Here is a 13,436-nt window from a genome sequence, read left to right on the forward strand (position 1 = left end):
CGCCGTGCGTTTCGTCCGCTCAACCGGGGCGTCCTTGTACACGACGCTCTGACGGCCACCAGTATTCCCCGCCGCTGGGGTTCGCCCGGCGGCCGGCGTGAAAGTGCCCGAGCCCCGGGAGGGATGGGCGGCCGCTGAGGGGGTAGTCGGCCGCGACCGCAGAGGTTCCTTAGCGAAAAAGAGGACAGCATGACGCAGACCGCAACGAACGAGACGCGCACTCTGGAGACCATCCGCGAGCTGGTCGACAGCGCCAAGGCTGACAACGTCTTCGGGGCGCCGATCACCCGGGACGAGATGACGGTCCTGCCGGTGGCGAAGGTGAGCGGCGGCGGTGGCGGCGGCACCGGCGCCGTCCCGACCACGCCCGGCCGTGAGGGCACCGGGACCGGCGCCGGTCTGGGACTGTCGGCCAAGCCGCTCGGTGTCTACGTGATCAAGGAGGGCCGGGTGGCGTGGCGGCCAGCCGTGGACGTCAACAAGGTGGTCATGGGCGTTCAGGCGGTCGCCATCGTCGGACTGCTCGTCGTCCGGACACTGCTCAAGGGGCGACGCGCGCCGTTCCGCTACCGCCGTTTCGGCAAGCGCTGAACGCGCGTCTCGCCACGCCCGCGGCGGGTGTTTGGTGGCGCGCCCCACGGCGTGCGTTCCGTCGCGCACAGCGGCCCGGCCGGGAGAATCAGACTGACGACCGGTGATTCCGATTCTCCCTGGCCACGGTCGGCGACATGGCAGGCTCATCAACCATGACGACAATGCCCCGCCGCCTCGGCGCGGAATTCCTCGGCACGTTCTGGCTGGTGTTCGGCGGCTGTGGCAGCGCCGTCCTGGCCGCGACGTTCCCGGAGACCGGCATCGGCTTCCTCGGCGTCGCCCTCGCCTTCGGCCTCACCGTGCTCACCATGGCCTACGCGTTCGGGCACCTGTCCGGCGGCCACTTCAACCCCGCGGTCACCGTCGGGTTGTGGCTCGGTCGCCGCGCCGCCGCCCGGGACGTCCTGCCCTACATCGCCACCCAGGTGCTGGCCGGGATCGTCGCCGCCGGGGTCCTGTACGTGATCGTCTCCGGGAAGTCCGGCTTCGACGTCTCGGCCGGCGGCTTCGCCGCCAACGGTTACGGCGAACACTCGCCCGGCGGGTACGGGCTGGCCGCGGCGCTCGTCGCGGAGCTGGTCCTCACCGGGTTCTTCCTGCTGGTCATCCTCGGCGCCACCGACCGTCGCGCCCCCAAAGGGATGGGGCCGTTGGCGATCGGCCTGTGTCTGACCCTCATCCACCTCATCAGCATTCCGGTGACCAACACCTCGGTGAACCCGGCCCGCTCCACCGGCCCGGCGCTGTTCGTCGGCGGGTGGGCGGTGTCGCAGCTGTGGCTGTTCTGGGTGGCCCCGCTCGTCGGCGGCGCCATCGCCGGCGTGGCGTACCGGTTCATCGCCGGCGGCGAGGGCGTCGAGCCGGTCGCGGGGGAGGCGCAGGACACCGAGACGGCGACGGTGTCGGTCGGCGAGCTGAGCACCGCCGCCCCGCCGGACCCGCCGCCGTCCCGCTGACCCCTGCGCGACCAGCACCATCTCAGGCGCTCGCCGCCGGATACGATCGCCGCGATGCCGATCACCGCCATGTTCCGAGTTCGCGCCGCCGCGGGGCGGCGCTGGCCGCGATCCTCGTCCACCCTGAGCACCCGGCCCCGGCGCCAGCGCTGTCACCGTGACGGCCGCCGACAGCTACGGAGACCGCAATGAACCGACAGAACACGCGTCGTCTCGCCGTGCTCGGCGTCAACGGGGCGCTGGCCGTCGCGTTGGCCGCCTGCGGCGGCGCCGAGCCAGCCACCGACGCCGGAGTGACGTCGCCGACGCCGACCGCGGCCCCGAGCTCCCAGGCGGCGTTCAACGACGCTGACGTCACCTTCGCCACCGGCATGATCCCGCACCACCAGCAGGCCGTCGAGATGGCCGACATGGCGCTCAAGCGCGCTCAGAGTCCGCAGGTCAAGGAGCTCGCCACCAAGATCAAATCAGCGCAGGACCCGGAGATCGCCGTGATGTCCGACTGGCTGCGCGCCTGGGGCAAGCCCGTTCCGACGACAGCGCCCGGCCAGGGGCACAGCGCCCACGCCGGGCCCGGGATGATGACCGACGCGGACATGGCCAAGCTCGGCAAGGCGTCCGGCGACGCCTTCGACACCATGTTCCTCACCATGATGATCGAGCACCACGAGGGCGCGATCGTCATGGCCAGGGCCGAACAGAACGACGGCGCGAACGCCGACGCCAAGGCGCTCGCCGTCAAGATCCAGGGCGATCAGGCCGCCGAGATCGCGACGATGCGCACCATGCTGACGGCCCAGTGAGCTGAGGCGGTGGGCGGTCCGCGGGGAGCGGGCGCCCACCGCGTCGTGCCGGCTCACGCCTCGGCGGCGAGGACGTCGAGGATCTGCTGGCCGTAGCGTTCGAGCTTGGTCTCGCCGACACCGCTCACCTGGCTCAGGGCGTCCAGGCTGCTTGGGGCGTCGGTGGCGATCTGCCGCAGCGTAGCGTCGTGGAAGATCACATAGGCGGGCACGCCCTGCTCCTTCGCCGCCGCCGCCCGCCACGCGCGCAGCCCCTCGAACACCGGAATGGCCTGAACGGGCAGGTCCACCGGCGCGGAGGCGGCCTTGCGACGGCTTCGCGACGTCGTCGTGCGGGCGGGCTCGCGTCGCAGCATCACCGGCAGCTCCCGGCTCAGCACCGCGCCGCTGCGTTCGGTGAGGGTCAGCGTCCCGTACTCGCCCTGGACCGCCAGCAGACCCTGGGCCAGCAGCTGACGCACGATGCCGCGCCACTCGGCGTCGCCCAGGTCGGCGCCGATGCCGAACACCGTCAGCTCGTCGTGCTTGTGCGCCACCACCTTGTCGGTGCGCCGGCCGAGGAGGATGTCGATGGACTGCCCGGCGCCGAACGACTGGCCGCGCTCGCGGTGCAGGCGCAGCACTGTGGACAGCAGCTTCTGGGCCGGGATGGTGCCGTCCCAGGACTGCGGCGGGTTGAGACAGGTGTCGCAGTTGCCACACGCCTGACTGGTTTGACCGAAGTAGGCCAGCAGTTGCTCGCGGCGGCACTGGACCGTTTCGCAGAGCGCCAGCATGGCGTCCAGGTGGGCGGCCAGCCCACGCCGGTGGGCCAGGTCGCCCTCGGAGCTGTCGATCATCTTGCGTTGCTGGACGACGTCCGCGAGCCCGTACGCCAGCCACGCCGTCGACGGCAGCCCGTCCCGGCCGGCGCGGCCGGTCTCCTGGTAGTACCCCTCGACGGACTTGGGCAGGTCGAGGTGGGCGACGAACCGCACGTCCGGTTTGTCGATGCCCATGCCGAAGGCGATCGTGGCGACCATGACTAGGCCGTCCTCGCGCAGGAACCTGGCCTGGTTCCGTTGCCTGGTCCGGGCGTCGAGGCCGGCGTGATACGGCAGCGCCGCGATGCCCTGCTCGACCAGGAACGCCGCGGTCTTGTCGACGCTGGCCCGCGACAGGCAGTAGACGATCCCGGCGTCACCGGGGTGCTCGGCGCGCAGCAGCTCCAGCAGCTGTTTGCGGGGCTCGTTCTTCGGCACGATCCGGTACTGGATGTTGGGCCGGTCGAAGCTGGAGACGAACTGGTGGGCGTCGGTGAGCTGAAGCCGGGTGGCGATCTCGTCCCGGGTTCTGGTGGTGGCGGTGGCCGTCAGAGCGATTCGGGGGACGTCCGGCCAGCGTTCGTGCAGCACCGACAGGGCCAGGTAGTCGGGACGGAAGTCGTGACCCCACTGGGAGACGCAGTGCGCCTCGTCAATGGCGAACAGGCTGATCCGACCCTGCTCCAGCAGCCGCATCGCCGAGCCGGTGCTGAGCCCTTCCGGCGCCAGGTAGAGCAGGTCGAGGGCGCCGTCGCGGAACGCGGTTTCGACCCGGCGGCGCTCCTCCAGGCTCTGTGAGGAGTTGAGGAACCCGGCCCGGACGCCCAGCGCGGTGAGCGCGTCCACCTGGTCCTGCATGAGGGCGATGAGCGGCGAGATGACGACGCCGACGCCGTCGCGCAGCAGCGCGGGGATCTGGTAGCACAGCGACTTGCCGCCGCCGGTGGGCATGAGGACGAGCGCGTCGCCCCCGCTTACGACGTGATCGATGATCTCCTGTTGGCTGCCCCGGAAGGCGTCGTAGCCGAAGACCCGACGGAGTACCTGCGCTGCGTCCTGCACCCGGCGATTCTCCGGTGCCGGGACCGCGGCCGGCAACCCGGCCGGCGCCACCCTGGTCGCAGGCCCGGAGCGCCCGTCCTATGCAGGGTCCGCCCGGACCAGCGGGGCCACGATCGAAGTCTCATTCGCCGATAACGGCACCGAGATCCTGGCCGCTCGCACTCGCCACACCTGCGGCGACAAGATACTGCGGCGCAGCATCCCGACCACAGCCCGCAGCCGAATCGGCTTCTCCGCCACCACGCAGACAACGGCGACCGGCGGCTACGCCTTCGCCTATCTGCCAGAAAAGTCCACGCCCTGAGGCCTATCTGGTGGATATTGCGTTGGTTGCGAACAGCAGGCGTAGGGCAGCAGCATCGCCCGGGCGTCGTGCTGGGGGGCAGGTAGCGCCGGACGGTGGCTCGTCGTGGTCATGGCCGGTCCGCGCTGGCGGGCAGGCGGACGACGCACGCGGTCGGCGCCCCGAACGGTGCGAGCGCGGTGTCGCCGTCCGGGCCGCCGACGGCCAGCCACGCCCCTTGGACGACGCCCAGGTGCAGCCCGCACATGGCGTCCGGGTGGGCGCTGACGAGTTCGAGGAACGGGCAGCTGCGTAGGTGCAGGACCGCGGCGGGCGCGGTTTCCGCGAGGTCGGGAGCGAAGCCCAGCGCCGTGAGGACCCGGGCCACTGTCGTCACCGGCCCGGCGGCGTCGGTGGCGTCATCGGCTGGGATGGCGGCGGCGAGCTGGCGGCCCCACTGCCGACCGACTATGGCGGCCCGTCCGCGCACGTCCCCGTCATGCTCGCGTTCGGTGAGGTGGGCGAGCAGCGCGGCGGCGAGCGCGCGGTACGGGGCCGGGGCGGGCGTCGTCCCGGTGGCGGCGGTGCGGTACCGCCAGGCTGGTCGGCCCGGCTGGCCGTTGCTGGCGCGGGCCCGTACGAGCAGGCCGGCGGTGGTGAGGCGGTCCAGGTGCGCCCGCACGGTGGAGGGGTGCAGGTCAGTTTCCTGGACGATTTCGGCCGCGGTGCTGCCGGTCGCCGCCGCACGGACGATGCTGAGAATGTCGACCCGGCTCGACGAGCTGAGCGCTTGATGGCGCGGAGTGTCGATCATCTCGTCGACCGGCCGTGGACCAGAGGTTTTCACGGTGCACAACGTTATAACGTTGAGTGAGGTCAAAAAAGGGGAGCGTGTCATGTCACAGCAGGGAACCGCCGTCCGCGACGCGGACCAGCACGCGGCCGACGCCGTCGTCGCCCACCACGCCGAGATGCGGGAGCGGCTCGCCGAGCTGGTCGCCCACCTGCTGCTCGCCGCCGAACGCGACGACGAGCCAGGCGTCTGGCGGACCCGCGCCGACCTCGTCGCCTGGATCGACGACGAGCTGATGCCGCACGCCCAGGCCGAGGAGACCACCCTCTACTCCGCGGCCGTGGTCACGCCAGAAGGCAACCTGCTCGTCGAGGCCATGCTCGACGAGCATCGGGCGATCGGGGCGCTGGCCCAGGAGTTGGAGGGCGCTGCCGTCGCCATCCAGGCCGCCGCCACAGCGCGGGCGCTGGAAGCGCTGTTCGCCGTCCACCTCGCGAAGGAGAACGACCTGATCATCCCGCTGCTGCTGCGGACCCCGGACGTGTCCCTGGCGCACCTGCTGCACGGAATGCGCCAGGTGCTCGGTGAGCCCGACGAGCCGGGCGACCGGACCTGAGCGCGGCTGACCAGACATGTGCAACTACTGCGGCTGTCGCCAGTTCCCGCTCATCGCGCGATTCACCGCCGAACACGAGGTGATCAGCAACGCGGCAGGCGCCCTGCGTGAAGCCGTCGAACAGCGTCGGCCGGACGTCCCGGCGCTCCTGCGCGCCCTCGTCGGCCTGGTCACGCCGCACACCGCAGCCGAGGAGAGCGGCCTGTTCCGGGAACTGCTGGCCGAGGGCAGCCTCGCCGAGGCGGTCGAGCGGCTGTGCGCCGAGCACACCCACATCCACGGCGTGCTCGCCACCGTGGACCCGGACGCCCCCGACCCCGCCACCGTCCTCGCGGCGCTCGACCGGCTCCGTGAGCACATCGACCATGAGGAGCACGGCCTGTTCCCAGCCGCCGTCATCGCCCTGCCGTTCGACGCCTGGGACCGGGTCAGCCCTTGACGCAGAGGACCTGCTCGATGTGGGCGACGACATCGACCAGGTCTGCCTGCTGGCGCATCACCTCGTCGATGTCCTTGTAGGCGCTCGGGATCTCGTCGAGGACCCCGACGTCCTTGCGGCACTCGACCCGGGACGTCTGGGACTCCAGATCCGCCAGGGTGTACCGGCGTTTGGCGGCGGCGCGGCTCATCCGCCGGCCGGCCCCGTGCGAGGCCGAGTGGTAGGAGTCCGGGTTCCCCCGGCCACGGACGATGTAGCTGCCGGTCCCCATCGAGCCGGGGATGATGCCCAGGTCCCCGTCGCCGGCCCGGATCGCCCCCTTGCGGGTGACGAGCACGTCCTGGCCGTCGTGGCGCTCGCGGGCGACGTAGTTGTGGTGGCACGAGATCGTGTCGTCGTAGCGGACCCGGGCGCCGACCGCCGCGCCGAACGCCTGCTTGAGCAGGCCCATCATGACGGCGCGGTTGCGCCGGGCGTACTCCTGCGCCCAGAACAGGTCGTCGGCGTAGGCGTCCATCTCGGGGGTGCCGGCCAGGAAGACGGCCAGGTCGCGGTCGGGTAGCCCGACGTTGTGGGCGAGCTTGCCCGCGGCGTGGGTGTGGTGCTCGGCGAGCATTTTGCCGATGTTGCGGGAACCGGAGTGCAGCATCAGCCACACCCGTCCCGGGTCGTCGCCGCCGTTCTGCACGCAGACCTCGATGAAGTGGTTGCCGCCGCCGAGGGTGCCCAGCTGCGACGCGGCCCGACGGGAGAGTTTGCCGTCGACGGGGGCGTGCACGTCCTCGAAGCGCCGCCAGAAGTCTGGCCAGCCGCGCTCGTCGACGAGCGGTTTGCCGCCGGGGTCGCGCAGCTTGTTGGTGTCGACGGGCTTGTCGTGGCCGTGGTAGCCGGTGGGGATGGCCCGTTCGATGAGGCCGCGCATCCGGCGCAGGTCGTCGGGCAGGTCGCCGGCGCGCAGCGAGGTGCGCACGGCGCTCATCCCGCAACCGATGTCGACGCCGACTGCGGCCGGGGAGATCGCGTCCCGGAGCGCGATGACCGAGCCGACGGTCGCGCCCTTGCCGACGTGCACGTCGGGCATGACCCGCACCCCGACGGCCCAGGGCAGCGCGGCGATGTTGCGCAGCTGCTGGAGGGCGGCCGGCTCGACGGTGTCGGGGTCGGTCCACATGAGCACGGGCACACGGGCGCCCGGAAGAGTGAAAGGCATGATCAGCTCCCGAGGTAGGGCCGGAGAAGGTTAAGCCGACCGGGCCGGCCTCCGCGACCGGGTTTCGCGCTCAGCCGGGCGGCGACCAGTCGGTGACCGCGGCGATGCCGCGCAACGACGACCGCCGCGGCGTGAGCCGCATCGCCGTGTCGCGCAGCGCGACCGCGACCCGGGACCGGCTGGCTGTGGTGGCCCGGAAGATCCGGTACGACGAGCGGGCGATCCGCTGGCTGCGCGGCCGGCGCAGCCGGTCGTACTCGGCCAGCGCCCGCGGCACATCGTCGTGCCGGGCGGCGTGGGCCAGGACCGCGGCGTCCTCGATCGCCTGGCAGGCGCCCTGGCCCAGGTTCGGCATCATCGCGTGGGCGGCGTCGCCGAGCAGCGCCACCCGTCCGCGCACATAGGACGGCAGCGGCGTGCCCAGGTGACGGATGTCGTGGCGGATGATCTCCTCGGTGGCGGCCATCATCTGCGGCAGCGGCTGGTGCCAGTGACCGAAGTGGCGCAGCAGGAACTCCCGCTCGTCGTCGTTGCGGGCGCCCTGGGGGGCGCTGGTCGCGGCGTACCAGTACGACCGGCCGTCGACCATCGGTATCGTCCCGCATTCCTCACCCCGGCCCCAGCTGCCGGCCGGCGCCAGGTCCGGCGGGCTGGCGCAGACGCCGCGCCAGGCGGTCACGCCGCTGTAGACCGGGCCGGGGTGCTCGGGCCACAGCTGGCGGCGGATCGGGCTGTCGATGCCGTCGGCGGCGACGATGAGATCGGCCGGCGGCAGATCGATGGGGCCTCCGTGCTGGTCGAGCACGGCACGGTCGGCGACGCCGCTGACGGTGACGCCGGAGCGCAGCGACTCCGCTGGAAGGGCGTCGAGCAGGATGCGGTGCAGCTGTGCCCGGTGGATGCCCAGCAACGGCCCACCGAGCGCCTCCTCAAGGTCGTCGGACCGCCAACGGGAGAGCCATCGGCCGTCGCTGGTGCGGATGCCGCCGCTGCGTTGCGGGACGGTGATCGTCCGGACCTTGTCGGCCAGTCCGATTGCGGCGAGCGCCCGTTGCGCGTTGGGCCACAGCCCGAAGCCGGCGCCGATCTCGCGGAACTGGGCGGCCCGTTCCACCACGGTGACGTCCCAGCCAGCGCGGCGCAGGCCGACAGCCGCGCTCAGCCCGCCGATGCCGCCGCCGACCACGATCGCGTGCCTGCCCATGACGCCTCCCTCTACGGATGTAGTGACTGACTCTACGTCGGTAGAGGGTCGGTAGGGTGTGTGAGTGCAGTCACCCGCCCGCCGCGACCTCATCGCCGACGCCGCGATCACCGTCATCGCCGGGCACGGCCTGCGCGGCCTCACCCACCGCGCCGTCGACGCCGCAGCCGGGCTGCCCGCCGGATCCACCTCCTACTACGCGCGCACCCGGGCCGCGCTCATCGAGCTGGTCCTGAGTCGGCTGCTCGCCCTGGACCTGCACGACGCCGCCGTCGCCGACAACAGGCCGCCGTCGCTGGACGGCCCGGACGACGTGGTCGCGCTCGGCGTCGGCTACGTGCTGAACGCGATCGGTCCCCAACGGTCCCGCGCCCTGGCCCGCTTCGAGTTGGCGTTGGAGGCCACCCGCCGGCCCGAGCTGCGGGCCACCTACGACCGGATGGGCGCCCAGCTCCGGGAGATGCTCACCGCTGTCATGGCCGGGGTCGGCTCGGCGGACCCGCCCCGGCACGCCTGGGCGCTCGCCGCCTGGCTGGAGGGAGCGGTCTTCGAGGCCACCGCCGGCGCCGGCGGCGCCAACCCGCCCGACGCCACAGAGCTGACCGCCTCGCTCGGCGACGTGCTGCGGGGCCTGCTGGCCACCGTCACCGCCCGCCACTGATCCGCGCGGTTCAGCCGTCCAGGTCCCCGGCGTCGACCCGGCCCAATCGGGTGACCTCCTCAGGCTGCCCGACGACGACGAGGGTGTCGCCGTGTCGCAGCAGCAGGCCGTCGGTGGCGTCGACGACCCGGTGGCCGTCGCGCAGGACCGCGACCACCGCCGCCGACGCGGTGACCACGCCGAGCCGCCGCCCGTCGTAAGGGCCGCCCGCGACCACTGGAAGTCGCGCCACGGTCGTGGCGGCTCCGTCGCCATCGGCCGCGGGGGAGTGGCCAACCGCGGCCCCGGCCCCGGCCTCTGGTGTCGTGACCGGCGGGGCGGGCACGTGATCGACGGTCGCGACCGTTTGGAGGAGGTCGGCCAGGTGGTGCGCCTCCAGCGCGGACAGGGTCACGCTGGCGTGGACTGTCGTGGGGTCGTCACGTCGGTAGAGGGCGAGGTCGCGGCTGCCGTCAGGCCCGCAGACGACGCCGATCCGGGCGCCGTCGCCGGTGGCGACGCGGTAGCTGACTCCGATGCCGGGCAGGGGGACTCGTTCGATCTCCATCGTGGCCTCCTCGTCGTCGTGCGGGCCGGTTCCTGGTCTCCGTGATCGCCATGCCACCGCGCCAGCCGGCCGGCGCGGTCGACGGCCCGGAGCCGTCGTTCGGTCTCGTCCCGCACGGTCGGGGTGGTCAACACCAGCAGCTCGTCGCCAGCGCGGAGCCGGGTCTCGGGACTGGGCACCAGCGTCGACCGGGCGTTGACCACCAGCATGACCGCGGCCGGCGGGGGTAGCCGCAGCTCCGCCAGGTAGACGCCGCGTAGCCGGGAGCGCGGACCGACGGTGAGGTGGACCAGGTCGGCGTCCATGGTGTCCAGCGGAGCGACCTCCACCCGCAGCTCCGCGCCGGGCGGACGCGGGCCAAGTCGCAGGCGCCGGGACAGCCACGGCAGCGGCGGCGCCTGGATCGCGGTGAACACCACCACGAGCACGAAAACGATGTTGAACACCCGCTGGGCGCCCGGGGTGGCGGCCACGATCGGGATGGTGGCCAGGACGATCGGCACCGCGCCCCGTAACCCTGCCCAGGACAGGAACGCCTGCTCCCGCAGCGGGACGCGGAACGGCGTCAGCGTCACCAGCACCGAGATCGGTCGGGCTACCAGCAGCAGTGCCGCCCCGACGGCCAACGCCGGCAGAACCGCGCCCGGCAACTCCGCCGGCGACACCAACAGGCCGAGCATGACGAACAGCCCGATCTGGGCGATCCACCCCAGTCCCTCGGCTACCGACTGGGTGGCCCGCCGGTGCGGCAGGCCGGAGTTGCCGAGCACCAGCCCGGCCAGGTAGGCGGCGATGAACCCGCTGGACTGGGCCAGCCCCGCCGCCGCGAAGGCGAGCACCCCACACGCGACGGTCGCGATCGGGTAGAGGCCGGAGGTCGGCAGGGTCAGCCGTTTCATCAGCCAGACGCCGGCGACGCCGATCGTCCCGCCGACCACCGCGCCGGCCGCCAGCTGGTACGCCATCTGCGCCAGCATCGCCGGTGGCGACACCGCGTCCAGGGACACCGCGCTGAACGCCAACACGAGGATGAACGTCGGCGCGTCGTTGAGGCCCGACTCCGCCTCCAGCAGGTTGCTGAGCCGGCGTGGCAGCGGCACCGACCGCAGCACGGAGAACACCGCCGCGGCGTCTGTGGAGGACACGATCGCCCCGAGCAGCAACGACAACTGCCAGTTCAACCCGACCAGGTAGTGCGCGGCGACGGCGGTGAGCCCGACGCTGACGAACACCCCGACGGTCGCCAACGCGGACGCCGGGCCCAGCACCCGTCGCACGTCCGAGAGCCGGGTGGAGAGCCCGCCGTCGACCAGGATCACCGCGAGCGCGGCGAGCCCGAGGGACTGCGCCAGGGCCGCGTCGTCGAAGGGCAATCCCAGCCCACCCTCACCGAGCAGCACCCCGACGCCGAGGTAGGCCAGCAGCACCGGCATCCCCGCCTTGGCCGCCAGCCGGGCCGCCCCGACGCTGACCAGGGCCACCAACGTCCCCACGGCCAGCAGCAGGTAGAGCGACGGGAGCGTCATGACCCCACCGGCACGCTGTGGCGCCATTCCGCGACGTTCATCAGCCATCCTTCCGACGGCCCCGGTCGGCCGTCCGCGTTGGTCAACCATCGCCTGGCGACAATGCTCGGGGCAATCCGGGCGGACCCTCATTCGACGTCGGATGATGTGCCCAAAGATGGGGGTCAGCCCCGATGTCGGCCCGGTGTGCGGCGGGCGACGCTGGGTGAACTGGCGGGCCGGTCGGTCCGACCGGCCCGCCAGTCCACCGTCGGGCGGAGATAGTGGGAGGCGCGACGGGAAGGAGGTCGGCGTCCGGTGTCCCTGTTCTGGCGGGTGTTCCTCATCAACGCCGCTGTGCTCACCGCGGCCACCGCGCTGGTCCTCCTCGGCCCGGTGTCCGTGTCGACACGGTTCGTCCTGACGGAGGCGCTCATCCTCGGCGGCGGCCTCGTCGCCATGCTGGTCGCCAACGCCCTGCTGCTACGGGTCGGCCTGGCGCCGTTGCAGCGACTCACCCGGGCCATGGGCACCATCGACCTGCTCAAACCCGGCCCCCGGCCGACGGTCGCCGGTCACGCCGGCATCGCCGACCTGATCGCGACCTTCAACGCCATGCTCGACCGGCTGGAGTCCGAGCGGGCGACCAGCAACGCGCGGGCGTTGTCGGCGCAGGAGGACGAACGTCGTCGGATCGCCCAGGAGTTGCACGATGAGGTCGGGCAGACCCTCACCGCGGTGCTCCTGGAGCTCAGACGGGTCTCCGACCATGCGCCGCCGCAGCTTCGCGACGACCTGCGCCAGGTGCGGGAGATCACCCGGGAGAGCCTCGACGAGATCCGCCGGATCGCCCGCCGACTGCGGCCGGGGGTGTTGGAGGAGCTGGGTCTGCTGGCGGCGCTGCGCTCGCTGTTCGGTGAGGTGTCCCACCACAACGGCCTGACCCTGCGACGCGATTTGGCCACCGACCTCCCAGCGCTGGACGACGCCGCCGAGCTGGTCATCTACCGGGTCGCTCAGGAAGGGCTCACCAACGTGGCCCGGCACGCCGGAGCCAGCCGCGTCGACTTCTCGCTCCAACCGGTCGGCGGCGGCGTCCAGCTCCGCATTCGCGACAACGGCAGGGGAACCGGTGATGCCCCCGAGGGCGCCGGTATCCGCGGCATGCGCGAACGCGCGCTGCTGGTGGGCGCCCGGCTCAGCGTCGGACCGGCCGACGGCGGCGGGACGCTGGTCCAGTTGGACGTCCCCGGCCGACCGGGGAGGGCCGCGTGAGCGCACCCACCCGGATCCTGCTCGCCGACGACCACGCGCTGGTCCGCCGGGGCGTCCGGCTGATCCTCGACAACGAGCCGGACCTTGTCGTCGTGGCTGAGGCCGGCGACGGCGCCGAGGCCATCGACCAGGCCGGCGAGCACCAGCCCGATCTGGCGATCCTGGACATCGCGATGCCCCGGCTCACCGGGCTCCAGGCCGCCCGGGAGATGATCCGCCGGCAACCGTCGCTGCGGGTGCTCCTGCTCACCATGTACGACAACGAGCAGTTCTTCTTCGAGGGGCTGCGCGTGGGCGCCAGCGGATACGTGCTCAAGTCGGTCGCGGACCGGGACCTCGTCCAGGCATGTCGGGCGGCGATGCGGGACGAGCCGTTCCTGTACCCGGGGGCGGTCACCGCACTGGTGCACGACTACCTCGACCGCGTCGCCCGGGGTGAGTCGGTGCCCGAGCGAACGATCACCGTACGGGAGGAGGAGGTGCTCAAACTCGTCGCCGAGGGCCATTCCTCCCGCGAGATCGCCGAGCTGTTGTTCATCAGCGTCAAGACGGTGGAGCGGCACCGCACCAACCTGCTCCAGAAGTTGGGCCTGCGGGACCGGCTCGGTCTCGCCCGATACGCCATCCGGGTCGGCCTCATCGAGCCCTGAGCTGGCCGTCCGGGGAGTGAACCCTTTCGATGGGG

At 72.2% G+C, this 13,436-nt stretch carries 13 protein-coding genes and 1 pseudogene; 8 read left to right on the plus strand and 6 right to left on the minus strand.

All coding sequences use genetic code 11. The annotated features are described in order from the left end of the window. The first annotated feature begins 189 nt into the window (after nucleotides 1–189). The 3 genes from ABD287_RS12295 (at nucleotide 190) to ABD287_RS12305 (ending at nucleotide 2,353) form a co-directional block, all read left to right on the plus strand. The gene (locus tag ABD287_RS12295; protein WP_344172393.1) at nucleotides 190–591 is read left to right on the plus strand and encodes a spore germination protein GerW family protein; all 402 of its coding nucleotides are present in this window, start codon (nucleotides 190–192) and stop codon (nucleotides 589–591) included. Nucleotides 592–746: 155 nt separating this feature from the next. Then, a complete protein-coding gene (gene aqpZ / locus ABD287_RS12300) occupies nucleotides 747–1,550 on the plus strand; it encodes an aquaporin Z (RefSeq protein WP_344172395.1) in 804 nt (267 codons plus the stop codon). A 188-nt stretch (nucleotides 1,551–1,738) separates the two neighbouring features. Continuing rightward, complete coding sequence (locus tag ABD287_RS12305) at nucleotides 1,739–2,353, plus strand: DUF305 domain-containing protein (protein WP_344172397.1); 615 nt, start codon at nucleotides 1,739–1,741, stop codon at nucleotides 2,351–2,353. Nucleotides 2,354–2,406: 53 nt separating this feature from the next. Here ABD287_RS12305 and recQ read toward each other — a convergent pair whose 3' ends face one another. After that, nucleotides 2,407–4,218 carry a DNA helicase RecQ gene (recQ, locus tag ABD287_RS12310; RefSeq protein WP_344172399.1) on the minus strand — a complete coding sequence of 604 codons (1,812 nt, stop codon included), beginning with the start codon at nucleotides 4,216–4,218 and terminating at the stop codon, nucleotides 2,407–2,409. Nucleotides 4,219–4,631: 413 nt separating this feature from the next. Beyond that, nucleotides 4,632–5,315: a helix-turn-helix transcriptional regulator gene (locus ABD287_RS12315; RefSeq protein ID WP_344172465.1), complete on the minus strand. Its 684-nt coding sequence runs from the start codon at nucleotides 5,313–5,315 to the stop codon at nucleotides 4,632–4,634. An 82-nt stretch (nucleotides 5,316–5,397) separates the two neighbouring features. Between ABD287_RS12315 and ABD287_RS12320 the strand changes: the two genes are divergently transcribed. After that, nucleotides 5,398–5,910 (plus strand): hemerythrin domain-containing protein, encoded by a 513-nt coding sequence (locus ABD287_RS12320; protein WP_344172401.1) that lies wholly within the window; start codon nucleotides 5,398–5,400, stop codon nucleotides 5,908–5,910. Between the two features lie 16 nt (nucleotides 5,911–5,926). Beyond that, nucleotides 5,927–6,349 (plus strand): hemerythrin domain-containing protein, encoded by a 423-nt coding sequence (locus tag ABD287_RS12325; RefSeq protein ID WP_344172403.1) that lies wholly within the window; start codon nucleotides 5,927–5,929, stop codon nucleotides 6,347–6,349. Here the strand turns inward: ABD287_RS12325 and ABD287_RS12330 are convergent. Together ABD287_RS12330 and ABD287_RS12335 are read right to left on the minus strand one after the other, a co-directional pair. After that, nucleotides 6,339–7,559: an RtcB family protein gene (locus ABD287_RS12330; RefSeq protein ID WP_344172405.1), complete on the minus strand. Its 1,221-nt coding sequence runs from the start codon at nucleotides 7,557–7,559 to the stop codon at nucleotides 6,339–6,341. The genes ABD287_RS12325 and ABD287_RS12330 overlap by 11 nt on opposite strands. Nucleotides 7,560–7,629: 70 nt before the next feature. Further along, on the minus strand, nucleotides 7,630–8,763 hold the full coding sequence (locus tag ABD287_RS12335) for an FAD-dependent monooxygenase (protein WP_344172407.1): 1,134 nt from the start codon (nucleotides 8,761–8,763) through the stop codon (nucleotides 7,630–7,632). 64 nt (nucleotides 8,764–8,827) lie between these two features. Here ABD287_RS12335 and ABD287_RS12340 point away from each other — a divergent pair, with 64 nt between their 5' ends. Then, on the plus strand, nucleotides 8,828–9,424 hold the full coding sequence (locus ABD287_RS12340) for a TetR/AcrR family transcriptional regulator (RefSeq protein WP_344172409.1): 597 nt from the start codon (nucleotides 8,828–8,830) through the stop codon (nucleotides 9,422–9,424). 10 nt (nucleotides 9,425–9,434) lie between these two features. Here ABD287_RS12340 and ABD287_RS12345 read toward each other — a convergent pair. Beyond that, nucleotides 9,435–9,911 (minus strand): annotated as a pseudogene (locus ABD287_RS12345) (cation:proton antiporter regulatory subunit); the annotation flags it as partial. Next, entirely contained in the window at nucleotides 9,815–11,497 is a 1,683-nt protein-coding gene (locus ABD287_RS12350) for a potassium/proton antiporter (RefSeq protein WP_344172413.1), read from the minus strand. The pseudogene ABD287_RS12345 and the gene ABD287_RS12350, both read right to left, overlap by 97 nt. Nucleotides 11,498–11,794: 297 nt before the next feature. Here ABD287_RS12350 and ABD287_RS12355 point away from each other — a divergent pair, with 297 nt between their 5' ends. Both ABD287_RS12355 and ABD287_RS12360 read left to right on the plus strand, forming a co-directional pair. Then, complete coding sequence (locus tag ABD287_RS12355) at nucleotides 11,795–12,751, plus strand: histidine kinase (protein ID WP_344172415.1); 957 nt, start codon at nucleotides 11,795–11,797, stop codon at nucleotides 12,749–12,751. After that, nucleotides 12,748–13,401 (plus strand): response regulator, encoded by a 654-nt coding sequence (locus ABD287_RS12360; protein WP_344172417.1) that lies wholly within the window; start codon nucleotides 12,748–12,750, stop codon nucleotides 13,399–13,401. Before ABD287_RS12355 ends, ABD287_RS12360 begins: the two co-directional genes overlap by 4 nt. Nucleotides 13,402–13,436 lie beyond the last annotated feature (35 nt).

This window comes from Pilimelia columellifera subsp. columellifera (assembly GCF_039532605.1).
In the GTDB taxonomy this organism is placed as follows: domain Bacteria; phylum Actinomycetota; class Actinomycetes; order Mycobacteriales; family Micromonosporaceae; genus Pilimelia; species Pilimelia columellifera.